The sequence below is a fragment of the Serratia sp. X3 genome (assembly GCF_014982455.1).
Lineage (GTDB): Bacteria > Pseudomonadota > Gammaproteobacteria > Enterobacterales > Enterobacteriaceae > Serratia > Serratia ureilytica.
Genome location: NZ_JADCNB010000001.1, coordinates 784,561 through 805,694, shown reverse-complemented (window position 1 = coordinate 805,694; position 21,134 = coordinate 784,561). Strand labels below are relative to the sequence as shown.

Below are 21,134 nucleotides of genomic sequence, written 5' to 3'. Positions count from 1 at the left end.
ACGCCCCCTGGAGAGCGACGACGCTCAGCCGCGCTCACGCGGATTAAGGTGTTTTGATGTAGCAGCTTTTAATATCGATATCGTCGTGGGCATGCCTGAGATCGGAGAAATAAGTCACTCCGAAGAGAATCGACACGACCAGCAGTACAGAAACCAACAGGCCGATAATCGCCAACAGTTTGGTTTCATCGTGGAGATTGGGCTCCATTTTCTCTCCCCTAGTTAATGACGTCAGGTCAGCCACAGCGTGACCGCCAACGTAAAAATGATCAGTGAGCAGGACGCAATCGCCAAAACGACGATCGCAAATTGCGCATCACCCAAGGTTTCTCTGTAGTTTTTATCCGTCAAGGCGTTACGCTGCTGTTTCACTAAATCGGCTTTCACTCGTTCAACTGCTGCATTGCTGTTTGATGGGGCAAGACACCCCCTCAGAATGGAGGAGCGAAATCCCCCTTCGGCTGCTCAGTCCGCAACCGGGCCATGACGCTACCAACTTTCCCCCCCAGGGTCAACACCGCCGCCGCGGGCCGGCGAGCGCAGGCACACGGTATGTGTAACTTTTATTTAGAGGGAAGGGAAATAAGAGATGCTTATAGCGGAGGCAAAAAAAAGCCCGGCACATCGCCGGGCCAGGGGAGACAGAGGCGTTATTGCGGGATACGCAGCACCTGTCCCGGATAGATCTTGTCCGGGCTCGACAGCATCGGCTTGTTGGCTTCGAAAATTTTGTTGTAGAGATTGGCGTTACCGTACATCTCTTTGGAGATTGCGCTCAGCGTATCGCCCTTCTTCACGGTATAGAAGCGGCTCTCGGCGTCGGATTGCGCTACCGCCACCTTGTCTTCCACACCGCTGATGCCCGCTACGTTGCCAATCGCCACCAGAATCTTCTCTTTCAGCTCCTGGCTGACGGCATCGCCGGTCACCACCGCTTTCCCATCGACCACCTGCACATCGACTTTGTCGGTGCCCGGCAGGCCGCTCTTATCGAGATGCTCCTTGAGTTTGGCGCTTTGATCTTCGGCGGAGGCATTGCCGGTGACTGTGTCCCACAGTTTTTCGCCCGCTTCTTTGACAAAGTTAAACAAGCCCATATTCACTCCTTTTGATGGTTGCACTAATGCGTTGATGTAAGGCTTGTTAAGCTTAGCATCGTCAAAAGGATCTGCCATCCGCTCTCGCCCCCAGAAACGGCTGGAGAATTCCGAAAGTGCCGTCTGCGGCGCCTCATTGGCGTTTTATCGCGCAATGATGCTGAAAAATCGCGCTTTTTTACCTACACTGTTGCAGACAAGGCGGCTCGACGAAGGAGGCTGCAAGATGTACGCATTGGTGATGTTTGTCTGTTATCTGGATGGCGGCTGCAGTGAAATGGTGGTGGACATATTGCGCGACGAACCGCAATGCCTGGTGGCAATGAAGGAACAGAACCTGCGTCACGCCGGCTGTTATCCCATGGAAGAATTTATTGACGGTTTCTGGTTGCCGGCCAGCGAATACTCGGATTTTTGATCCCCCCGCCTGATGCTGAGGAATTTCTGATTTCATCGGAAACGGCGTCTTCCTCCAAGGCATAAGGCCGCTGTTTTGTTAAATTGCGGCTCCCGAAGAAGAAAGACAGAGAAAGGTCATGTCAGCATCGGCTCATTCCAACGAGCAATATGAAATTCTGCTGCGCAACGTCAGCCTGGCGTTAGGCGACGCAGTGTTGCAGTTAATCAAAAACCATAAAAAGGTATCCGGCGGCAATATTCTTTCGCAGCTGGTGACAGAGATAGAGCGAGAGCAGGATCAGCAGCGGTTTGCCGCGTTGCGTTCAGCCATCGAGCTGGTGGGGTTGGCGCCAAAAGGCTGAGCGCGCGATACAAACGAAGGCAGGGCTTGCGCCCTGCCTGATTACCGATCCCGACACAGGATGAGGGTAATGGAATTGCAGCTTAGAAGCGGTAGGTCAGGTTGACGGCAACGATGTCGTCGGTGTTCAGCTTCAGTTTGTTGTCGTCGTTCAACTGGTTGATCTTGTAGTCGACGTAAGTGTACATGTTCTTGTTGAAGTAGTAAGTCGCGCCCACTTCTACGTATTTCACCAGATCGACGTCGCCAATCCCTTCAATATCCTTGCCTTTCGACTGCACGTAGGCCAGAGACGGACGCAGACCGTTTTCGAACTGGTACTGGGCCACAACTTCGAAGTTCTGCGTTTTGTTGGCGAAGCCGGAAGTGCCATTGACGCTGATCGGCGTCATGTTGCGGGTATCGGCATACATGGCCGCCAGATAGACCTGGTTGGCGTCATATTTGATTGCGGTGGTCCAGGCGGTGGCCTTGTCGCCTTTACCGTACTGCAACGCTTTCTGATCGCCGGTGCGGCTGGAGTCGGAGAACGCCGCCGCAACGCCGATGCCGGTGCCGCCGATGTCCTGATAGTCCAGAGACATGCCGTAACCGTCGCCGTTTTGCTTGGTTACGCTGCGCTTGTCTTCGTTGTTTTTGCCCTGATACTGCAACGCCAGGTTCAGGCCTTCCACCAAACCGAAGAAGTCACGGTTGCGGTAGGTCGCCAGGCCGTTGGAGCGCGCAGTCATGAAGTTGTCGGTATAGCTGTAGGAGTCGCCGCCGAATTCCGGCAGCATGTCAGTATAAGCTTCAGCGTCGTACACCACACCGTAGTTACGGCCGTAGTCGAACGAGCCATAGTTGGCGAACTTCAGGCCGGCGAAGCCCAGACGGGTTTTGGTGCCGGTGGTGCCCTGCGCTTCATCGTGGTTGGCCTGAACGTTGTATTCCCACTGGCCGTAACCGGTCAACTGATCGTTGATCTGGGTTTCGCCTTTAAAGCCCAGACGAACATACGTTTTATCTCCGTCTTCACTTTTATCTTTACTGAAAACGTGTTTGGCCGAAACGCGGCCGTACAGGTCGAGTTTATTGCCATCTTTATTGTAGATTTCAGCCGCGTTGGCGAAGGAGGTGACCGCCCCGAGGGCGACAGCTAAGGCTAATACACTGCGTTTCATCATTTATTTTCCTAGATATTATAATTAGAACCCTGCCCGTCACGCCCAATTTATAATTTGGGCTATGATTTTATCTTTTGGTATTTTATGAGCACCCCTAATGCTGGGGTGATGTGACATTAGCATCATGAATCAAAACTTAAAATCAAAAAGTTCATGAAACAACGAGGAGAAAGCATGTTTATTTGTAACAATATATTTCAAAAAAGAGAATACATAACCCATTGAATATAAGAATTTTTTATCACATAACTTATAACCAAAACGGTGCAATGCACCAATTTAGTGCATTTTGGTTTCGTTTTGCGTGCTTTCTGCACGATTCAAAAGTAACAACAAGATTAGCATGGTTATTAAAAACGTTACTTATTTCACATTTTTATCTTAACAAAGTCACCAGGCAATTAAGGCTTTCCGATAACGGCTGAATACGGCCTTTATTCATTCACGTAAAGAAATCCCTATGGGACGAATAAAATTCGATGTATGGCCATTTAAATAGCGGGAAATAGCAGATTAAAATAATGAAAGGAATAAACGGCAGCGCGCTGACGGCGCCGCCGAGGATAAATCAATACAACGTAGAACGGGAAACTTCGCTTAACAGCATGCCAGCGCGCAGGCCCAGCGCCACAGTGGGGTTAGGAAACAGTATCCACGCACCCTCTTGGCCAACGCGATACTCCTCCTGCGGCTGCTCGCACAGCAACATCCCCGGTTTCAACTCGGTGAAGTTGGCGGTGTCATCATCCAGATGCAGCTTGAAATCCTCGCTGTGTTTGATCAACGAGTGCATCACACGGAATACCCGGATCGCCTCGCCCGCGCGCTGCGGCAACGGCCCCTCGCTGACCGCCGCCCGCAGAGCGCGATCGATGGCGGCGAACTGCTGCAGATCGTTGCTGCCGAACGGCCGCGCCTTGCCCAGCTCGAGCGTACAGCTCGCCGCATTGAGATGCTCGCTGGAATAGTGGCTGAAAGTCCCGCCCGGCGCGCTGTGTACCACCAGCGCATCCAGATCGGCGGCATCCAGCAGCTTTAGCATCGGTTCACTGTACGGATGCTTCTGGAAGGGCAAAATGCCAAAGCGCGGCAAATGCGACTCGCGAATGGCGGTGTGCAGATCGTAATGGAAACGCGCCGCCTGTTCGCCATCAAAAAAGGCGGCGAGCGTGCGCTCCAACTGCTGGGCGCGCGCGGTTTCCCCGCTGGCGGCGAAGTTGCGGTAGCGGCCGCCGAACATACGGTTCATGTCGCTGTGCAGATAGCGCTTGCCCGCCCGCATCGCCGCCGGGTTGCCCAGTACCACCAACAGCCGCACCGCCAGCGGCAAGCGGCCGCTCAACAGATCGGCGATTAACTGATTGAGCAGTTCAATCGGCGCGGTTTCGTTGCCGTGTACGCCCGCCGACACCACCAACGCCTGGCGATAACGCTGCCGCGGCGTGAGCTCCAACACCCCTTCCCCCAGCCAACGCCAGCGCAGCTGCGGCGTTTCGCCCTGCCATTCGGCGGGTTCTTTCCCCTCCAGCGTCAGGGGCAGTAGATCGATCATGCAGCCTCCCTTAACGTTGGAACGGATAGATGGACCCGAGACCGAGGATCGACGTCAGCGAATCCAACGCCTCGCGCCCTTCGCGCAGCAGCAGTGGATCGGCCAGGTCATCCTGCGTCAGGCGATCGCGGTAATGACGATCCACCCACTCGTTCAACGTCGCGAACAGCCGATCGTTCATCATGACGCGCGGGTTCACCGCCCGCAGCTCTTGATCGTTGAGCGCCACCCGCAACCTCAGGCAGGCCGGGCCGCCGCCGTTGCGCATGCTTTCGCGCAGATCGAACACGCGGATTTCATCGATCGGGCCGCCGCTGCCGACCATCTCGTTCAGATAACGCCACACGCCGGCATGCTGGCGCGACTCTTCCGGCACCACGATCATCATCTTGCCGTTCGGCTTGGTGAGAATTTGGCTGTTGAACAGATAAGTCGCCACCGCGTCCGCCACCGAGACGCGCTCCGTCGGCACTTCGATCGCCACCAGCTCGCTGTCCAGCGTCGCCATCTTGCGGCGCACTTCATCCAGCGCCTGTTGCTGGCGGTAAAACGCCTGCTGGTGGTGGAACAGCACGTTCTGGTTGCTGACCGCAATCACGTCGTTATGGAACACGCCCTGGTCGATCACCGCCGGGTTTTGCTGCACGAAGACCGTATGCTGCTCGTCCAATTGGTGCAGGCGAGCGATCGCCTCACCGGCTTCGCGCGTCTGGCGCGCAGGATAACGCGCCGGCGCCGTTTCGCCGCCAAACTCCTGGCGACCGTAAACGAACACCTGCACGCTGCGCCTGGCATAATCGCCGCCCAGCCGGTTATGGTTGGCCGCCCCTTCGTCTCCGAACAACGCCACCTGCGGCAGCGCTTCATGGTGGGCGAAATGCCGGTCGTCGTTAAACATCGCCCGCAAAACGTCGGTGGTCGTTTCCGCTTCAATGGCGCGGTGGAATTTATTGTTCAGGTTGGCGGCGGTGAAATGCACCTTGCCGTCTGCGCTGTCCGCCGAGGGGGACACCGTGGCCGCATTGGCGGTCCACATGCAGGACGCCGAGCTGAGCGCTGACAGCAATCGCGGCGATTGACGCATCGCCTGCGCCAGCACCGCCTCATCACTGCCGCTGAAACCCAGGCGACGCAGCATCGGCAAATGTGGCCGCTCCTGCGGCGGCAATACCCCTTGCTGGAAACCGAGATCGGCCAGCGCCTTCATTTTCAGCAGACCCTGCTTCGCCGCCAGCTGCGGGTTCGATACGCTGTTTTGATGCTGCGTAGAGGCCTCGTTACCGAACGACAGCCCGGCATAGTGGTGCGTCGGCCCCACCAAACCGTCGAAATTGACTTCATATCCTGACATGGCTATCCCCTGGGGATGGCCTGCGGCGACGCCATAACGCCGCCGCAGACGATTAACGGAACGACAAGCCCGGCGAGAGCGTCGCCGGCAGCGACAGGCTTTCGCTTTCCAGCGACGCCATCGGCCAGGCGCAATAGTCCGCCGCATAGAAGGCGCTTGGGCGATGGTTGCCGGAAGCCCCCACGCCGCCGAACGGCGCCGCGCTGGACGCTCCGGTCAACGGCTTGTTCCAGTTGACGATGCCGGCACGCGCTTCCAACAGCAACCTCTCGAACAGCTCGCGCTGCGGCGAGACCAATCCCACCGACAGGCCGTAGCGCGTCTGGTTGGCGAGCCGCAGGGCCTCGTCGAAATCGCGGTAACGCACGATCGTGGTCAACGGCCCGAAATACTCTTCGTCCGGCACGCCGGCCACGCCGGTCAGCTCGATGATGCCCGGGCTGAGCAGCGAACTGCCCGGCTCCAGCAGACGCATGGCCAGCAGCGATTTTCCGCCCAGCGCCAGCAAGCGCTGCTGCGCTTTCAGCATGTTTTCCGCCGCGGCCGCCGACACTACGCCGCCCATGAACGGCTGCGGTTCGGCATCCCAACGGCCGACGCGCAGCTCGCCCGCCACCTGAACCAAACGCGCGATAAAGGCGTCGCCTTCCGCCCCCTGCTTCACCAAAATGCGGCGTGAACAGGTGCAGCGTTGGCCGGCGGAGATAAACGCCGACTGGATAGCCAGGTTGACCGCCGCGTCGAGATCCTCGAAACCATCGACGATCAGCGCGTTGTTGCCGCCCATCTCCAGCGCCAGGATCTTCTCCGGCTGCCCCGCCAATTGGCGATGCAGGTGGTAACCGGTGCCGGCGCTGCCGGTGAACAACAGGCCGTCGATATCCGCACTGGCGGCCAGCGCCTCGCCGGTTTCCCGGCCGCCCTGCACCAGATTGATCACCCCGTCCGGCAGACCGGCCTTCAGCCACAGCTTCAGGGTCTCCTCGGCGGTCAGCGGCGTCAGTTCGCTCGGCTTGAACACCACGCAGTTTCCGGCCAGCAGCGCCGGCACGATATGGCCGTTCGGCAGATGGCCGGGGAAGTTGTAAGGCCCAAACACCGCCAGCACGCCGTGCGGGCGATGGCGCAGCACCGAAGCGCCGTCGGCCATCGCCGTCTGGCTAAAACCGGTGCGCGCCTGATAGGCCTGCAGTGAAATGCCCACCTTGCCGATCATCGCCTGAATTTCGGTCAGGGTTTCCCAGCGCGGTTTGCCGGTCTCGCGGCTGATGGTTTCCGCCAGCGACTGTTTATGTTCTTCCAGCAAAGCGGCGAAGCGTTTCACCAACTGTTCACGCTGCTCGAACGGCGTACGCGCCCAGCCGGTGAATGCGGCGCGCGCGGCTTCGCAGGCGGCGGCGACGTCATCGGCGTCGGCGGCGTTGGCGCGCCACAGCGGCTGATTGCCGACCGGATCGGCCTTGCCGAACTCCGCGCCGCGGCCCTGCCGCCAGACGCCGTTAATCAACAGTGCAGGATGGGACATCATGCTTTCTCCTGTGCAATAAGGGGGAGTACCCGCACCGGGCTGCCCTGCTCGACGCCCAGCGCCGCCGCGGTGGCGGCGTTGATATGCAGGCGATCGTCATACAGATCGGCATTGACCAACAGTGCGCGATAATTCTGATAGTTGTCGTTGGCGACCAGATGGACCGGCGCATCGGCGCGCATCGGCGTGTCATCCAGCACCACTTTGACCAGGCGGCTCTGCTTCACCGCACGGATGTGGTCGATCTCGGCTTCCAGCGTCGGGCCACCGTCGAAGATATCGACGTAGCCCTGATAGCTCAGGCCTTCCGCCTCCAGCAGGCGGCGCGCCGGCAGGGTTTGCGGGTGCACTTCACCGATCACCTTCTGCGCGTCTTCGGCCAGGAAATCGACATACAGCGGATGTTTCGGCATCAGTTCGGCGATAAACGCCTTTTGTCCGGTGCCGCTCAGGTAGTCCGCCTTGGCGAACTCGATGGAGAAGAAACGGTGGCCGACGCTCTCCCAGAACGGCGAACGGCCGTTTTCATCGGAGAAACCGCGCATCTCGGCGATCAGACGGCGGGAGAAGCGTTCACGGAACGCGGCGATAAACAGGAAACGCACCTTCGACAGCAGCTTGCCGTTCTCGCCGTGACGATAGTCCGGATCGAGGAACAGCGTGCACAGTTCCGAATGCCCGGTATGGTCGTTGCTGAGGAACAGCGTCGGCACCGATTTATAGACGTTCAGCTGTTTGGACGCGTGCACCTGCGTGCCGACGCGGAAGCTGTACCAGGGTTCCGCCAGGCCGACGGCCACTTCGATCGCGCAGACCCCCACCGCCTGCCGGCGCTCGCTGTCTTCCAATACGAACAAATAACACTGGTCACTTTGCGGAAGTTCGCCTTGCCAGGTTTTTAACGCCCGCTCAATGCGTGCCGACAGGGTATCTTCATTTTGCGGCAGCGACGTGAGACCGATACCGGATTTGCCGGCAAGCGTCAGCAAATCCGCCAAATCGCGGCGCTCTATAGGGCGAATAATCATCATAATGCGAACCTCTTCTGAATCAGGCTGCGCCGATGAAGGCGCAGCCCGCTGATTAGCTGCAAATGCGCGCCACGGCGCGCGCGAATCGCGCCAGCCCCTCTTTCACATCCTGCTCAGGGATGATCAGCGACGGCGTGAAACGCACCACGTCCGGGCCGGCGATCAGCGCGATAACACCTTCTTCGTTGGCCAATTGGGTGATCTGCTTCGCTTTGCCGGCATAGTCTTTCTTCAGTTGGCAGCCGATCAGCAAACCGCCGCCGCGAATCTCGGCGAAGATCGGATACTGACGGTTGATGTCGTTCAACCCGTCGATGAACCACTGGTGGCGCTGTTTGACGCCTTCCAGCACTTCCGGGGTATTGATGATGGAGAACACTTCCCCCGCCACCGCCGTCGCCAGCGGGTTGCCGCCGTAGGTGGTGCCGTGAGTGCCGACGCCCAGCGTTTTCGCCAGCGCATCGGTGGTCAGCATGGCGCCGATCGGGAAGCCGCCGCCCAGCGCTTTGGCGGTGGTCAGCACGTCCGGCACCACGCCGTACTGCATATAGGCATACAGGTGGCCGGTGCGGCCGACGCCGGTCTGCACTTCGTCGAAGATCAGCAGCGCGTTATGGCGATCGCACAGTTCACGCAGCCCCTGCAGGAAACTGGCTTCCGCCGGCAGCACACCGCCTTCGCCCTGGATAGGCTCGACGATCACCGCGCAGGTGCGATCGTTGATAAGCTCGGCCGCCGCGGCCAGATCGTTATACGGCGTATGGGTGATGCCGCCCGGCAGCGGCGCAAAGTCCTGCGAATATTTTGGCTGGCCGCCGGCGGACACGGTAAACAGCGTACGGCCGTGGAACGCGTTGTTGAACGCCACAATCTGATCTTTACCGGCGCCGTGCTGGTCGTGCGCATGTTTGCGCGCCAGTTTCAGCGCCGCTTCGTTGGCTTCTGCGCCCGAGTTACAGAAAAACACCTTGTCGGCGAACGTGGCGTCGATCAGTTTTTTGGCCAGGCGCAGCACCGGTTCGTTGGTATAGCCATTGCCCAGATGCCACAGTTTGCCCGCCTGCTCCACCAGCGCCGCCTTGACCGCCGGGTGCGCATGGCCCAACGCGTTAACCGCGATGCCGCCGGCAAAATCGATGTAAGACTTACCCTGTTGATCCCACACCTGCGATCCTTCCCCCCGCACCAGAATAAAATCGGCAGGGGCATAAACCGGGACCATCCAGTCATCGAAAGACTGGCGGGTAACTGCGATTGGCTGTTCCATAGTGACCTCATAATCTCAGCAAAGGCTGAATTTTGACTGTAAGGACCGCGCAAGCCCGGCTAGGCCGCCACAATGCAAAAAAACCGCTGTTCAAAACCGACTTTCCCGGCGGAGAAAATGCTGTCTCTCACCGCTGATTTAGAAACAAATCTGTTACATAAAATCGGTTTTTCACTATTTATGGCGCTTATCCGGTCCCTGAGCGGGGAGTAAATGTTAACGAGCAGTTAAAATACATGTCGTTTGATAAAGAGTGTAGAGCAGCTATCGTGCCAAAACGGGATTTTTGCCGGATTTTGCTATTTTTTACGTTAAAACAACGGCTTATAATGCATATTTATTCATTTTATATGCATTTGCAATGCATAAATTAAAAAATAAGGCCTAAAATCATCATTGCTCGCGAAATCCTATTCAATTGCGAAAAACTTCAGGATTTCTGATCGCGCTCGCAAAAATAATTTCATCCGATTTGCTCGCCATCACACTTTTTGCCCCAATGCGGTGCAGCGCTGCGCCAGGATCGGGCAATGCGGCGACGAAGCGCCGATTCCATCGGCAGCGCCCCGGAAAACAAACCGCGCCGATCGCCGCCGGCCGCGGCTCCCGCTTTATGCGCCAACGACTACACTGTGATCCTGACCGCCCCTTCTCTTCTACGCACAAGGAGCCACCATGCCCAAGAAAACCGTCGATCTCAGCCAGCCGCACGCCCAACACGACATCCGCGCGTTTCTCGAGACGCTGAATGCCGCCGGCGGTAAACCCATGGAGCAGATGAAGCCCAAAGAGGCGCGCAGAGTTTTGGAAGCGGCGCAGCGCAGCGTAGACGTGCCGCTGCGCGAGGTGGAGATCAGCGAGAAAACCATTCACGTAGAAGGCCAGGATATTCTGCTGCAGCTGGTGCGACCGCCCAGGGTTAAGGAGACATTGCCGGTATTCATGTTCTTTCACGGCGGCGGCTGGGTGCTGGGCGATTTTCCCACCCATGAACGGCTGGTGCGCGATCTGGTTTACAGCTCCGGCGCGGCGGCGGTGTTCGTCAACTACCCCCGCTCACCGGAAGCGCACTATCCGCAGGCGATCAATCTGGCTTACGCCGCCACGGAATGGGTGGCCGAATATGGCGAAAAAATCAACGTCGACGGTTCACGGCTGGCGGTGGTCGGCAACAGCGTCGGCGGCAATATGGCGGCGGTGGTCAGCCTGATGGCCAAAGAGAAAGGCCTACCGGCATTGCGTTGCCAGATCCTGCTGTGGCCCGTTACGCACGCCCATTTTGATACCGATTCCTATCATCAATTCGCCGAAGGCCATTTCCTGACCCGCAATATGATGAAGTGGTTTTGGGACAGCTATGCGCCCGATAAGGCGCAGCGCAAAGACATCTACGCCTCGCCGCTCAACGCTACGCCGGAACAGCTGCGGGGCTTGCCGCCGGCGCTGGTGCAGACCGCCGAGCTGGACGTGCTGCGCGATGAGGGCGAAGCCTACGCGCGTCTGCTCGACGCCGCCGGCGTCGAGGTCACCACTACCCGCTACAACGGGCTAATCCACGACTACGGCCTGTTGAACCCGCTCACCCACGTCCCGGCGGTGCATTCGGCGATCCACCAGGCCGGGCGCGCGTTGAAACACTACCTGTCCTGACGCTAACCGACCAGGTGGCAAGCCACCTGATGACCGGGCGCCACGCTGCGCAGCTGCGGCGCCTGTTCGCGGCACTGCGCCGTGGCCAGCGGGCAGCGAGGATGGAAACGGCAGCCGCGCGGCGGGTTAGCGGGGTTCGGTGGCTCGCCGCCGGCCACCCACGCCGGCGCGCGTTGCGCATCCAGCGTCGGCACCGCCGCCAACAAGGCCTGCGTGTAGGGATGCAGCGGTTGGCGGAACAGCGCATCGCGATCGGCGCTCTCAACGATCTGCCCCAAATACATCACCGCCACATCCTGGCACAGATGCTCCACCACGCCGAGATCGTGCGAGATAAACAGCAGCGTCACCCCCTGCCGCTCCTGTAAATCGGAAAACAGATTGATGATCTGCGCCTGAATCGACACGTCGAGCGCCGATATCGGCTCATCGGCGACGATAAATTCCGGTTGCAGGATCAACGCGCGCGCAATGCCGATACGCTGCCGCTGGCCGCCGGAAAACTCATGCGGAAACCGCCCGTAATGCTGTGAGGACAACCCGCAGATCGCCAGGGTATCGAGCACCCGTTCGCGCAGTTCCGCCTTGCTCGCCAGGCCGTGTTGCAACAGCGCTTCCCCAATGGCGTCGCCCACGCGCAGACGCGGATTCAGCGAGCTGTAAGGATCCTGAAACACCAGCTGCATTTTCGGCCGCAGGGCGCGCAACTCGTCCTTGCTCAGGCCGTCCAACGCCTGACCTTTGAACAGCACCTCGCCGGCGGTTTTGTCGTGCAGGCCGAGCAGCGTGCGGCCAACGGTGGTTTTGCCGCTGCCGGACTCGCCCACCAGCCCGAAAATGCGGCCCTTGCGAATGCTGAAGCTGACATCATCCACCGCCTTCAGTTGGCCGGTGGTGCGCCCGAACAACCCGTCGCGCAGCGGGAAATATTTCTTTAACCCCTTCACCTCCACCAAAGGTTCAGTCGACATACGGATGCCCTCCGGCATTGAGAAAACAGGCGGACTGACGCTGACGGGAGCCGTACAGCGGCGGAATGCCGTCGCGGCAGCGCGCGGTAGCCTGCGCGCAGCGCTCGGCGAAAGCACAATGCTCCGGCAGCCGCGCCAGATCCGGCACCTGACCGGGAATGGAGTACAAGCGGCGTCGCCGCTGCCCCGACACCGGCCGCGAGGCGATCAGCCCCTGCGTATAGGGATGCCTCGGCTCGTCCAGCACTTCCCGGGTCATTCCCTGCTCGACGACGCGCCCGGCGTACATCACCGCCAGCCGATCGGCCATCTGGGCGATCACCCCGAGATCGTGGGTGATCAAGATCATCGCCATGTTGTGTCGCCGGCTCTGCTCGCGCAGCAACGCCAGGATCTGCGCCTGCACCGTAACGTCGAGCGCCGTAGTCGGTTCGTCGGCGATCAGCAGCGCCGGCCGGCATCCGATCGCCATGGCGATCATCACGCGCTGCAGCATACCGCCGGAAAGCTGATGCGGGTAGCAGCGCATCAGCGCCTCCGCGCGCGCCAACCCCACTTCCGTCAAGCTTTGAATTGCCTGACGCCAGGCCGCTTTCGGCGACAGAAGCAAGTGCCTGATCAGCGGCTCCACCAGCTGTTCGCCGAGGGTCAACACCGGATTCAGCGCGCTCATCGGCTCTTGAAAGATCATCGCCAGCCGGTTGCCGCGCAGATCCGCCATCTTGGATGCCCGCAGCGACAGCAGGTTTTGCCCTTCAAAGCGAATCTCACCGCCGTCTACCTGCGCCAGCGGCTGCGGCAACAGCCCCATCAGCGCCATGGCGGTCACGCTTTTGCCGCAGCCCGATTCGCCGACGATCCCCAGCGTTTGCCCGGCCTGCAGTTCAAGGCTGACCTGCTGCACCGCCCGCACCGGCCCCTGCTCGCCATGAAACGACACCGACAGTCGGTCGAACGCCACCAGCGGTTGACTCATCGTTTTACCCCGCTCATTTTCGGATCGAGCGCATCCCGCAGGCCGTCGCCCAAGATATTGATCGCCACCACGGTGACGAAGATCGCCAGCCCCGGCGGCATCCACAGCCAGGGGCGGCGCTGAAAGTCGATCAGGCTATTGGCGGCGTCCATCATGTTGCCCCACGACGGCGTCGGCGGCACCACGCCCAGCCCGAGGTAGCTCAACGCCGACTCGCTGAGGATGGCGTTGGCCACCGCCATGGTGGCGACCACCACCAAAATCGGCACGGTATTAGGCAACAGATGGCCGAAGAGGCGCCGCCGAATGGAGAGCCCCAGCACTTCGGTGGCCAGCATGAAATCCCGCTCGCGCAGCGACAGGATCTGGCCGCGCACCAGCCGCGCCAGCGACGGCCAGCCCAGCAGGCTCAGCATGATCATCACCATGTAGATACGGTAGTCCGGCGACACGTCGAGTTCGGTCAGCATCGCCCCCATGACGATCAGTAGCGGCAGGCCGGGAATGGTCATCAACAGATCGGCGAAACGCATGATCAGCCGATCCGCCACGCCCCCCAGATAACCGGCGAACGCCCCCAGCACGTAGCCCAGCGCCACCGACAGCAGCATCGACACCAGGCCGATGGTCAGCGATATTCGCCCCGCCAGCAGCAGCCGGGTGCAAATATCGCGGCCGAGAAAGTCGGTGCCCAACCAGTGCGCGCCGCTCGGCGCCTGATTGATATTCAGCATATCGCCGGCGTCGTCGCGCCACGGCGACAGCGCCGGCCCAATCAGGCACAGCAACGCCAGCAGCACCAGCAACGCCAGCGAGATCATCGCCGGCCGGTGGCGGCGCAGACGGCGCCAGGCCTGCGCGGCGGGCGGCGGCGACAGCTGCGCCAGCGCCGGCAGCTGCGCCTCGCGCCAGCGGCGACGGCGGCCGAAAAACAGCGTAACCCACATCGTATTACCTCAAGCGAATGCGTGGATCGGCATAGGCGTACAGAATGTCCGCCAGCAGATTGCCGAGAATGGTCAGCGCCGCCAGAAACAGCGTGAACCCCATCAATACCGGATAATCGCGCGCCGCCAGCGAATCGATATGGATATGCCCGGCGCCCGGCCAGTTGAAGATTTTTTCGGTGATCAGCGCGCCGGAGAACAATCCCGGCAGCTCGAACCCCAGCAGGGTGATGATCGGCAACAGCGCATTGCGCAGCGCGTGTTTGAAGATCACCGTTTTTTCCCTGAGCCCTTTGGCGCGCGCGGTGCGGATATAGTCCATGCGGATCACCTCCAGCATGCTGGCGCGAAAATAGCGCGTCAGGCTGCCGGCCTGCAGCATCACCAGCGCCAGCACCGGCAGCAGCAGGTGCGCCGCCACCTCCAGCGCCCAGGCCAACCCGCTCGCCTCACTGCCGGTGCGCAGCATGCCGCCCGCCGGCAACCAGTGCAGATCGACGGCGAACCATTTGATCAGCAACAGGCAAAGGAAAAACGTGGGAAACGACATGGCGGCGAACACCGCCACGGTGATCAGATGATCGAACAGCGAATAGGGTTTCATCGCCGAGATCACCCCCACCGCCAGCGCGATGCCCCAATACAGCACCATCGCCACCGCCGCCAGCAGGAACGAGTTCCAGATGTATTGGTTCAGCAGCGTGCTGACCGGGATCTGATACTGCAGCGAGAAGCCGAGATCGCCCTGCAACAGCCGGCAAAGCCAATGCAGATAACGGCTGAACAAGGGCTGATCCAACCCGTACAGCGCCCGCAGCTCGGCGGCGCGTTGCGCGGTCAGGTTGATATTGCCGTCGATAAAGTCGCCGGGCGCCAGGGCGAAGATGCAAAAAATCAGCAATGAAGCCAGCAACAGCATCGGGATCGTCTGCAACAAACGGCGCAGGATAAAATTTCTCATCGCGAATTCCATCGCCGCCGCCCGGAATGGTGCGGCGGCATCGGGGCGTTACGGCGCCGGTTTGACGTTCGGCAGGCTGCCGACCAGTCCGTTGTAGATATCCGGTTTAAAGCCGGTGACGCGCGCGCTGCTGGCGCTCAAGATTTCGCGGTTGCCGAGCAGGATCACCGGCGGATCGTCCGCCAGCACCTGATACAGCTGATGGTACAGCGGCTTACGCTGCGCGATATCCAGCGTGGCATTGGCTTTGGCGATTAGCGCATCCACCTGCGGGTTGTGATAGCCGGTCTCGCTCTCGCGGCTGATGAAGTCGCGTACGCCGTCGTGCGGATCGTTCAGCGTGCTGGTGCTGAGAGACGCCAGGTCGTAATTGCCCGCCTTGCGCTGCGCCAGCAGCGCGTTGAAATCCAATACCTGCGGTTTCAGCACCACGCCGAGCTGGCGGTAGTTATCCTTGGCGATCGGCACCAGCGCGTCGTTGATCAGTTTTTTGGTCACCAGCAGCGTCAGCTCCAGCTTTTTACCGTCTTTCTGCCGGATGCCGTCAGCGCCCACCTGCCAGCCCGCCTCGTCCAACAGCTTTTTGGCCTTATCGAGATCGTAAGCGTAAGGATTGATGCCGTTGGCGTCGTAAGCCCAGGAGATCGGCGAAATCGGCTGGTTGGCGACCTTGCCGTACCCCTGGTACACCACGGCGATCAGTTTTTGTCGATCGAGGCCGTAGATCAGCGCCTGACGCACCCGCTTGTCCTGCAGCGCCGGGCGTCTGAGGTTGAAATCAACCCGGCTGTAATCACTCGAGCTGTAAAGGTTGATATTGGCGAAGCCGAGCAGCTTGAGCTGTTCGATATCGTCCGGCTTGGCGGTAAAGGCGTCGTAGTCGGTCTCACCGGTCTGGAACAGCTGGAAGTTGGTGGCCGGGTTGGTGACGCGATAGATAAAGCGCGCCATCGGCGGCGGGCCGAGGTAGAAGTTCGGGTTGGCGTGGAAGCGGATTTCCTGCCCCGGCACGTACTTGTCGTAAATGTAGGGGCCGTTGCCGAGCGGCTTGCCGTTCAAGGCGCGCACGCCGTCGAGCTTGCCGCGCTGATAGTCTTTGCCGTAGTAAGCCCGCGACAATACCGGCCCGCCAATCAGTTGCAACGTAGTCGCGCCCGGTTGGGTGGTGACGATCTGAATGGTGCGATCGTCGATCACCTTCAGCCCGCTGATGCCGGCCGCGGTGCCGTTTTTATACTCGGCGCCGCCCTGAATGTGCGCCGGCGTGATATCGGTATCGCCGTCATAGGCCGGGTCGTGCAGCAGCGTCAGGGTAAAGGCGATATCGTCGGCCTTCAGCGGCGAGCCGTCGCTGTAGACCAGATTCGGCCGCAGCTTGATGGTGTAGGTCAGATTATCGGGGCTGACCTGCCAGGACTCCGCCAGGCGCCCTTCCGGTTTGCCCTGGCTGTCCAGGCCGATCAGCCGGCTGAAGATCACGTCGGTCACGTTCTCGTCCCAGCCGTTGGTGAACAGATATGGGTTGAAAATTCCCTGCGGCTCCGAGATGCCCGCCACGACGGTATCTTTGCGCAGTTTGGCGGCGGCCGGCACCCGAGCGGCATCGCTGGCCGGCGTAATGCCTTCGGCCAGCGTTTCCGCCTGCGCGGCGGCGCTCAATCCCAGCGCGCAGACCAACGCCAGCGGCGTCAGCCGATAGCGCAACAGTTTGTTTAGCTTATTTTTTATTCCACTCACCCACAGCCCCTCGTCTACCCGTTGATAAAAATGTGACAAAATTTATCGCAGAGTAATGGGCGGCTGGAGGGCTGTCTAACAACGAAACCGGCATTCCATTGCCGAAAAAAGCATTATGAATTTTTCTGGGGCGAAGCGTTGAACAAAGTGCGGTTCAGCCTGCCGATGTCAGCCCCCGGATAAGTTTGGCTAAGGTTTTTATCGCCTCTTCAAAGCGGTCATTCCATTCAAACGAGGCGTTGAGACGGAAGCAGTGGTTGAAATGGTCGCCGGTGGTGAACATGCGCCCCGGCGCGATGCTGATGCCCCGTGCGAGTGCGCGCCGGTACAGCTCCATCGACGACAGCGCCGGATCGAGTTCCAGCCACAGGAAATACCCACCGTCAGGCTGACTGACTTTCACCGTCGGCGGGAAATGGTGGGCGATCGCCTGACGCATTGCGCTTTGGCGCTGGGCCAGCAGGCGGCGCAGGCGCCGCAGATGGGTGTCGTAGCCGCCGTGCAACAGATAATCCGCCAGCGCCATCTGGGTCGGCACGCTGGTGGAAACGGTGCTCATCAGCTGCAAACGCTGGATCTGTTGCGCATAACGCCCCGCCGCCACCCAGCCGACGCGAAAGCCCGGCGCCAGACATTTGGAAAATGACGAGCAGTGCAGGATCTGGCCGCCGCTGTCGAGTGCCTTCGCCGGCAGCGGCCGTTCGGCGCTGAAGTACAGCTCGCCGTAGACGTCGTCTTCGATCAGCGAGATCTGCCGTTCGCGCAGCAGCGCCACCAGACGCTGCTTGTTGGCCTCCGGCAGGGTGGCGCCCTGCGGGTTCTGGAAGTGGGTCATCAGCCAGCAGGCTTTGATCGGATACTGCTCCACCGCCTGCTGCAACGCGTCCAGATCGATGCCGTCCTGCGGATGCGTGGCGATCGCCACCGCCTTCAGCCGCAGCCGTTCCAGCGCCTGCAGCGCGCCGTAAAACGCCGGCGACTCGATCGCCACATAGTCGCCCGGTTGGGTCACCGCCTGCAGGCTGAGGCTGAGCGACTCCATCGCCCCGGCGGTGATGACGATCTCGTCCGGCGCGACCTGCATGCCGCTCAGCGCATAACGTTGGGCAATGTGCCGCCGCAGCGCGTCGTTGCCCGGCGGCAAGTTGACCAGCGAACTGTGCGGCGTGAACTTGCGCGCTACGCTGCTCAGCGCCCGCGCCAGCTTCGGCTGGGCGAACAGCGTGGCGTCGGGAAATGCCGAACCGAAAGGCACGATGTCCGGATCCTTGCAGGCCTGCAGCACGTCGAAAATAAAGGCGTTGATGTCCACCTGCTCGCTCAGCAGCAGTTTCTCGCCGCGCGAAGGCTGCGGCAGCGGCTGCGGACGCGCCGCCACATAGTAGCCCGACTGCGGCCGGGCGACGATCCACCCCTGGCTCTCCAGCAGTTGATAAGACTGCACCACCGTCATCAGGCTCAATCCGGCGCGTTTGCCGCTCTCGCGCAGCGAAGGCAGCTTGTCGCCCGCCCGCCACACCCGGTTCTGGATCTGTTCTCTAATCTGCTGCGCAAGCTGCTCGTATCGGGTCATAACCATTAACTGTTATATGAAAAAGTAAAATAACTGTCACTATTATAGGTACTGTACTCCGTGCTTAACTTAACGCCAAGTATTTCACATAAAAATGACAGCTATACTCAAGAGGTTAATTTATGTTCAACCCTAGGAGGCGCCATGCTGGGTCTTGATGCACTGGAACTCGCCAGAATACAGTTCGCCTTCACCGTGTCTTTCCATATCATTTTCCCCGCCATCACCATCGGTTTAGCCAGCTACCTGGCGGTGCTGGAAGGATTATGGTTGAAAACGCACAATGAAGCCTATCGTGAGCTTTATCATTTCTGGTCAAAGATTTTCGCCGTTAACTTCGGCATGGGCGTGGTATCCGGGCTGGTGATGGCTTACCAGTTCGGCACCAACTGGAGCTTCTTCTCCGAGTTCGCCGGCAGCATTACCGGGCCGCTGCTGACTTATGAAGTGCTGACCGCCTTCTTCCTCGAAGCCGGTTTCCTCGGCGTGATGCTGTTCGGCTGGAACCGCGTCGGCCCAGGGCTGCACTTCTTCGCCACCTGCATGGTGGCGCTCGGCACGCTGATCTCCACCTTCTGGATCCTGGCCTCCAACAGCTGGATGCAGACGCCGCAGGGGCATGAAATCATCAATGGCCAGGTGGTGCCGGTCGACTGGCTGAAGGTGATCTTCAACCCGTCCTTCCCGTACCGCCTGTTGCACATGTCCACCGCCGCCTTCCTCTCCTCGGCGTTCTTCGTCGGCGCGTCCGCCGCCTGGCACTTGCTGCGCGGCCGCGATACGCCGGCGATGCGCAAGATGCTGTCGATGGCGATGTGGATGGCGCTGATCGTCGCGCCGGTGCAGGCGCTGATCGGCGATGCGCACGGCCTGAATACGCTAAAACATCAGCCGGCGAAGATCGCCGCCATCGAAGGCCACTGGGAAAACCCGCCGGGCGAAGCCACGCCGCTGATCCTGGTCGGTTGGCCGGACATGCAGCGTGAAGAGACCCGCTTCAAGCTGGAGGTGCCCTACCTCGGCAGCCTGATCCTGACGCACAGCCTGACCGAGCAGGTGCCGGCGCTCAAATCGTTCCCGCCGGAAGATCGCCCCAACTCCACCGTGGTGTTCTGGTCGTTCCGCATCATGGTCGGGCTGGGCATGCTGATGATCCTGGCCGGGGTCTGGAGCCTGTGGCTGCGCTGGCGCGGCGGGCTCTATCAGTCGCGTCCGTTCCTGTACTTCATCCTGTGGATGGGTCCTTCCGGGCTGCTGGCGCTGCTGGCGGGCTGGTTCACCACCGAGATCGGCCGCCAGCCGTGGGTGGTGTACGGCCTGCTGCGCACCAAGGATGCGGTATCCGCGCATGGCGATCTGCACATGAGCATCAGCCTGCTGGCGTTTATCATCGTCTACTGCTCGGTGTTCGGCGTGGGCTACTCCTACATGATGCGCCTGATCCGCAAAGGGCCGCAGCCGCATGAACACCAAGAAGACAATACCGAGGGCCGCCCGGCGCGTCCGCTGTCCGCGGTCAACGACACTCTGGACGACAGGAGCTGAACATGGGCATCGATCTTCCGCTGATTTGGTTTGTCATCATCGTGTTCAGCACCATGATGTACGTGGTGATGGACGGTTTCGATTTGGGCATCGGCATCCTGTTTCCGTGGGTGAAAGCAAGCGACGACCGCGATCTGATGATGAACACCGTCGCCCCGGTGTGGGACGGCAATGAGACCTGGCTGGTGCTGGGCGGCGCGGCGCTGTTTGGCGCCTTCCCGCTGGCCTACTCGGTGATCCTCGACGCGCTGGCGATCCCGCTGACGTTGATGCTGATCGGGCTGATTTTCCGCGGCGTGGCCTTCGAGTTTCGCTTCAAGGCCACGCCGGAGAAGCGCCATATCTGGGACAAGGCGTTCATCTGGGGCTCTCTCTTCGCCACCTTCAGCCAGGGTGTGGTGGTGGGCGCCGTGATCAACGGCTTCCCGGTCGAAGGCCGCACCTACGCCGGCGGCGCACTGGACTGGCTGACGCCGTTCGCGCTGTTCTGCGGGCTGGGGCTGGTGGTGACCTACGCCCTGCTCGGCTGTACCTGGCTGGTGATGAAAACCGCCGGTGACCTGCAGGCGCGCATGTATCACCTGGCGACGCCGCTGCTGGCCATCCTGCTGCTGGTGCTGGCTGCGGTCAGCATCTGGACGCCGATCGCGCACCCCGAAATCGCCGCGCGCTGGTTTACGCTGCCGAACCTGTTCTGGCTGCTGCCGGTGCCGGTGCTGGTGCTGCTCAGCGCCTGGGGGATCCGGCGCGGGGTGAAACGCGGCGCGCACTACTCGCCGTTCATGCTGACGCTGCTGCTGGTGTTCCTCGGCCTGAGCGGGCTCGGCATCAGCATCTGGCCGCACCTGATCCCGCCGGCCATCAGCCTGTGGGACGCCGCCGCGCCGCCGCAGAGCCTCGGCTTTATGCTGGTCGGCGCGCTGTTCATCATCCCAATCATTCTGGTCTACACCTTCTGGAGCTACTACGTGTTCCGCGGCAAGATCAGCCATGAACACGGCTATCACTGAGGAAGGAGGACG

At 60.4% G+C, this 21,134-nt stretch carries 20 protein-coding genes; 5 read left to right on the top strand and 15 right to left on the bottom strand.

What is annotated here, in order from left to right:
- Positions 1-43 precede the first annotated feature (43 nt).
- The 3 genes from IMX17_RS03775 to lysM form a co-directional block, all read right to left on the bottom strand.
- The gene (locus IMX17_RS03775; protein WP_162837199.1) at positions 44-208 is read right to left on the bottom strand and encodes a hypothetical protein; all 165 of its coding nucleotides are present in this window, start codon (positions 206-208) and stop codon (positions 44-46) included.
- Between the two features lie 23 nt (positions 209-231).
- A complete protein-coding gene (locus tag IMX17_RS03770) occupies positions 232-387 on the bottom strand; it encodes a hypothetical protein (RefSeq protein ID WP_162882310.1) in 156 nt (51 codons plus the stop codon).
- Between the two features lie 263 nt (positions 388-650).
- Entirely contained in the window at positions 651-1,097 is a 447-nt protein-coding gene (gene lysM / locus IMX17_RS03765) for a peptidoglycan-binding protein LysM (RefSeq protein ID WP_016927389.1), read from the bottom strand.
- Between the two features lie 226 nt (positions 1,098-1,323).
- Here lysM and IMX17_RS03760 point away from each other — a divergent pair, with 226 nt between their 5' ends.
- Together IMX17_RS03760 and IMX17_RS03755 are read left to right on the top strand one after the other, a co-directional pair.
- Positions 1,324-1,515: a YebW family protein gene (locus tag IMX17_RS03760; RefSeq protein WP_004934567.1), complete on the top strand. Its 192-nt coding sequence runs from the start codon at positions 1,324-1,326 to the stop codon at positions 1,513-1,515.
- 118 nt (positions 1,516-1,633) lie between these two features.
- Positions 1,634-1,858 carry a biofilm development regulator YmgB/AriR family protein gene (locus IMX17_RS03755; RefSeq protein ID WP_033643403.1) on the top strand — a complete coding sequence of 75 codons (225 nt, stop codon included), beginning with the start codon at positions 1,634-1,636 and terminating at the stop codon, positions 1,856-1,858.
- Between the two features lie 82 nt (positions 1,859-1,940).
- Here the strand turns inward: IMX17_RS03755 and ompC are convergent, their stop codons facing one another.
- The 6 genes from ompC to IMX17_RS03725 form a co-directional block, all read right to left on the bottom strand.
- Positions 1,941-3,023, bottom strand: coding sequence for a porin OmpC (gene ompC, locus IMX17_RS03750; RefSeq protein ID WP_304621610.1), 1,083 nt, complete (start codon positions 3,021-3,023; stop codon positions 1,941-1,943).
- A gap of 568 nt (positions 3,024-3,591) precedes the next feature.
- Positions 3,592-4,575 (bottom strand): succinylglutamate desuccinylase, encoded by a 984-nt coding sequence (gene astE / locus IMX17_RS03745; protein WP_046896650.1) that lies wholly within the window; start codon positions 4,573-4,575, stop codon positions 3,592-3,594.
- Positions 4,576-4,585: 10 nt separating this feature from the next.
- The gene (astB, locus tag IMX17_RS03740) at positions 4,586-5,926 is read right to left on the bottom strand and encodes an N-succinylarginine dihydrolase (protein WP_033643406.1); all 1,341 of its coding nucleotides are present in this window, start codon (positions 5,924-5,926) and stop codon (positions 4,586-4,588) included.
- A 52-nt stretch (positions 5,927-5,978) separates the two neighbouring features.
- A complete protein-coding gene (astD, locus tag IMX17_RS03735; RefSeq protein WP_193549719.1) occupies positions 5,979-7,451 on the bottom strand; it encodes a succinylglutamate-semialdehyde dehydrogenase in 1,473 nt (490 codons plus the stop codon).
- Positions 7,451-8,485 (bottom strand): arginine N-succinyltransferase, encoded by a 1,035-nt coding sequence (gene astA, locus IMX17_RS03730; protein WP_004934585.1) that lies wholly within the window; start codon positions 8,483-8,485, stop codon positions 7,451-7,453. Before astA ends, astD begins: the two co-directional genes overlap by 1 nt.
- 52 nt (positions 8,486-8,537) lie before the next feature.
- A complete protein-coding gene (locus tag IMX17_RS03725; protein WP_015378175.1) occupies positions 8,538-9,752 on the bottom strand; it encodes an aspartate aminotransferase family protein in 1,215 nt (404 codons plus the stop codon).
- A gap of 675 nt (positions 9,753-10,427) precedes the next feature.
- Between IMX17_RS03725 and IMX17_RS03720 the strand changes: the two genes are divergently transcribed.
- Positions 10,428-11,402: an alpha/beta hydrolase gene (locus IMX17_RS03720; protein WP_193549350.1), complete on the top strand. Its 975-nt coding sequence runs from the start codon at positions 10,428-10,430 to the stop codon at positions 11,400-11,402.
- A 2-nt stretch (positions 11,403-11,404) separates the two neighbouring features.
- Here IMX17_RS03720 and IMX17_RS03715 read toward each other — a convergent pair whose 3' ends face one another.
- From IMX17_RS03715 to IMX17_RS03690, 6 genes are all read right to left on the bottom strand, one after another.
- A complete protein-coding gene (locus IMX17_RS03715) occupies positions 11,405-12,373 on the bottom strand; it encodes an ABC transporter ATP-binding protein (protein ID WP_193549349.1) in 969 nt (322 codons plus the stop codon).
- Positions 12,363-13,349 carry an ABC transporter ATP-binding protein gene (locus IMX17_RS03710; RefSeq protein WP_193549348.1) on the bottom strand — a complete coding sequence of 329 codons (987 nt, stop codon included), beginning with the start codon at positions 13,347-13,349 and terminating at the stop codon, positions 12,363-12,365. The genes IMX17_RS03715 and IMX17_RS03710 overlap by 11 nt, the downstream gene beginning before the upstream one ends.
- Positions 13,346-14,296, bottom strand: a complete 951-nt coding sequence (gene opp4C / locus IMX17_RS03705) for an oligopeptide ABC transporter permease (RefSeq protein WP_193549347.1) — start codon at positions 14,294-14,296, stop codon at positions 13,346-13,348. Before opp4C ends, IMX17_RS03710 begins: the two co-directional genes overlap by 4 nt.
- Positions 14,297-14,300: 4 nt before the next feature.
- Complete coding sequence (locus IMX17_RS03700) at positions 14,301-15,257, bottom strand: ABC transporter permease (RefSeq protein ID WP_193549346.1); 957 nt, start codon at positions 15,255-15,257, stop codon at positions 14,301-14,303.
- Positions 15,258-15,305: 48 nt separating this feature from the next.
- Positions 15,306-16,994: an ABC transporter substrate-binding protein gene (locus tag IMX17_RS03695; RefSeq protein WP_193549345.1), complete on the bottom strand. Its 1,689-nt coding sequence runs from the start codon at positions 16,992-16,994 to the stop codon at positions 15,306-15,308.
- Between the two features lie 154 nt (positions 16,995-17,148).
- Positions 17,149-18,567: a PLP-dependent aminotransferase family protein gene (locus IMX17_RS03690; RefSeq protein ID WP_046896643.1), complete on the bottom strand. Its 1,419-nt coding sequence runs from the start codon at positions 18,565-18,567 to the stop codon at positions 17,149-17,151.
- Between the two features lie 144 nt (positions 18,568-18,711).
- Here IMX17_RS03690 and IMX17_RS03685 point away from each other — a divergent pair, with 144 nt between their 5' ends.
- Both IMX17_RS03685 and cydB read left to right on the top strand, forming a co-directional pair.
- On the top strand, positions 18,712-20,112 hold the full coding sequence (locus IMX17_RS03685) for a cytochrome ubiquinol oxidase subunit I (protein ID WP_004934615.1): 1,401 nt from the start codon (positions 18,712-18,714) through the stop codon (positions 20,110-20,112).
- 2 nt (positions 20,113-20,114) lie between these two features.
- Positions 20,115-21,122 (top strand): cytochrome d ubiquinol oxidase subunit II, encoded by a 1,008-nt coding sequence (gene cydB, locus IMX17_RS03680; RefSeq protein WP_046896642.1) that lies wholly within the window; start codon positions 20,115-20,117, stop codon positions 21,120-21,122.
- The last annotated feature ends 12 nt before the right edge of the window (positions 21,123-21,134 follow it).

Excerpts from the sequence above, each read along its gene's own strand:
- IMX17_RS03775 (WP_162837199.1), bottom strand. The coding sequence starts at position 208 with ATGGAGCCCAATCTCCACGATGAAACCAAACTGTTGGCGATTATCGGC.
- lysM (WP_016927389.1), bottom strand. The coding sequence starts at position 1,097 with ATGGGCTTGTTTAACTTTGTCAAAGAAGCGGGCGAAAAACTGTGGGAC.
- IMX17_RS03760 (WP_004934567.1), top strand. The coding sequence starts at position 1,324 with ATGTACGCATTGGTGATGTTTGTCTGTTATCTGGATGGCGGCTGCAGT.
- IMX17_RS03755 (WP_033643403.1), top strand. The coding sequence starts at position 1,634 with ATGTCAGCATCGGCTCATTCCAACGAGCAATATGAAATTCTGCTGCGC.
- ompC (WP_304621610.1), bottom strand. The coding sequence starts at position 3,023 with ATGATGAAACGCAGTGTATTAGCCTTAGCTGTCGCCCTCGGGGCGGTC.
- astE (WP_046896650.1), bottom strand. The coding sequence starts at position 4,575 with ATGATCGATCTACTGCCCCTGACGCTGGAGGGGAAAGAACCCGCCGAA.
- astB (WP_033643406.1), bottom strand. The coding sequence starts at position 5,926 with ATGTCAGGATATGAAGTCAATTTCGACGGTTTGGTGGGGCCGACGCAC.
- astD (WP_193549719.1), bottom strand. The coding sequence starts at position 7,451 with ATGTCCCATCCTGCACTGTTGATTAACGGCGTCTGGCGGCAGGGCCGC.
- astA (WP_004934585.1), bottom strand. The coding sequence starts at position 8,485 with ATGATGATTATTCGCCCTATAGAGCGCCGCGATTTGGCGGATTTGCTG.
- IMX17_RS03725 (WP_015378175.1), bottom strand. The coding sequence starts at position 9,752 with ATGGAACAGCCAATCGCAGTTACCCGCCAGTCTTTCGATGACTGGATG.
- IMX17_RS03720 (WP_193549350.1), top strand. The coding sequence starts at position 10,428 with ATGCCCAAGAAAACCGTCGATCTCAGCCAGCCGCACGCCCAACACGAC.
- IMX17_RS03715 (WP_193549349.1), bottom strand. The coding sequence starts at position 12,373 with ATGTCGACTGAACCTTTGGTGGAGGTGAAGGGGTTAAAGAAATATTTC.
- IMX17_RS03710 (WP_193549348.1), bottom strand. The coding sequence starts at position 13,349 with ATGAGTCAACCGCTGGTGGCGTTCGACCGACTGTCGGTGTCGTTTCAT.
- opp4C (WP_193549347.1), bottom strand. The coding sequence starts at position 14,296 with ATGTGGGTTACGCTGTTTTTCGGCCGCCGTCGCCGCTGGCGCGAGGCG.
- IMX17_RS03700 (WP_193549346.1), bottom strand. The coding sequence starts at position 15,257 with ATGAGAAATTTTATCCTGCGCCGTTTGTTGCAGACGATCCCGATGCTG.
- IMX17_RS03690 (WP_046896643.1), bottom strand. The coding sequence starts at position 18,567 with ATGACCCGATACGAGCAGCTTGCGCAGCAGATTAGAGAACAGATCCAG.
- IMX17_RS03685 (WP_004934615.1), top strand. The coding sequence starts at position 18,712 with ATGCTGGGTCTTGATGCACTGGAACTCGCCAGAATACAGTTCGCCTTC.
- cydB (WP_046896642.1), top strand. The coding sequence starts at position 20,115 with ATGGGCATCGATCTTCCGCTGATTTGGTTTGTCATCATCGTGTTCAGC.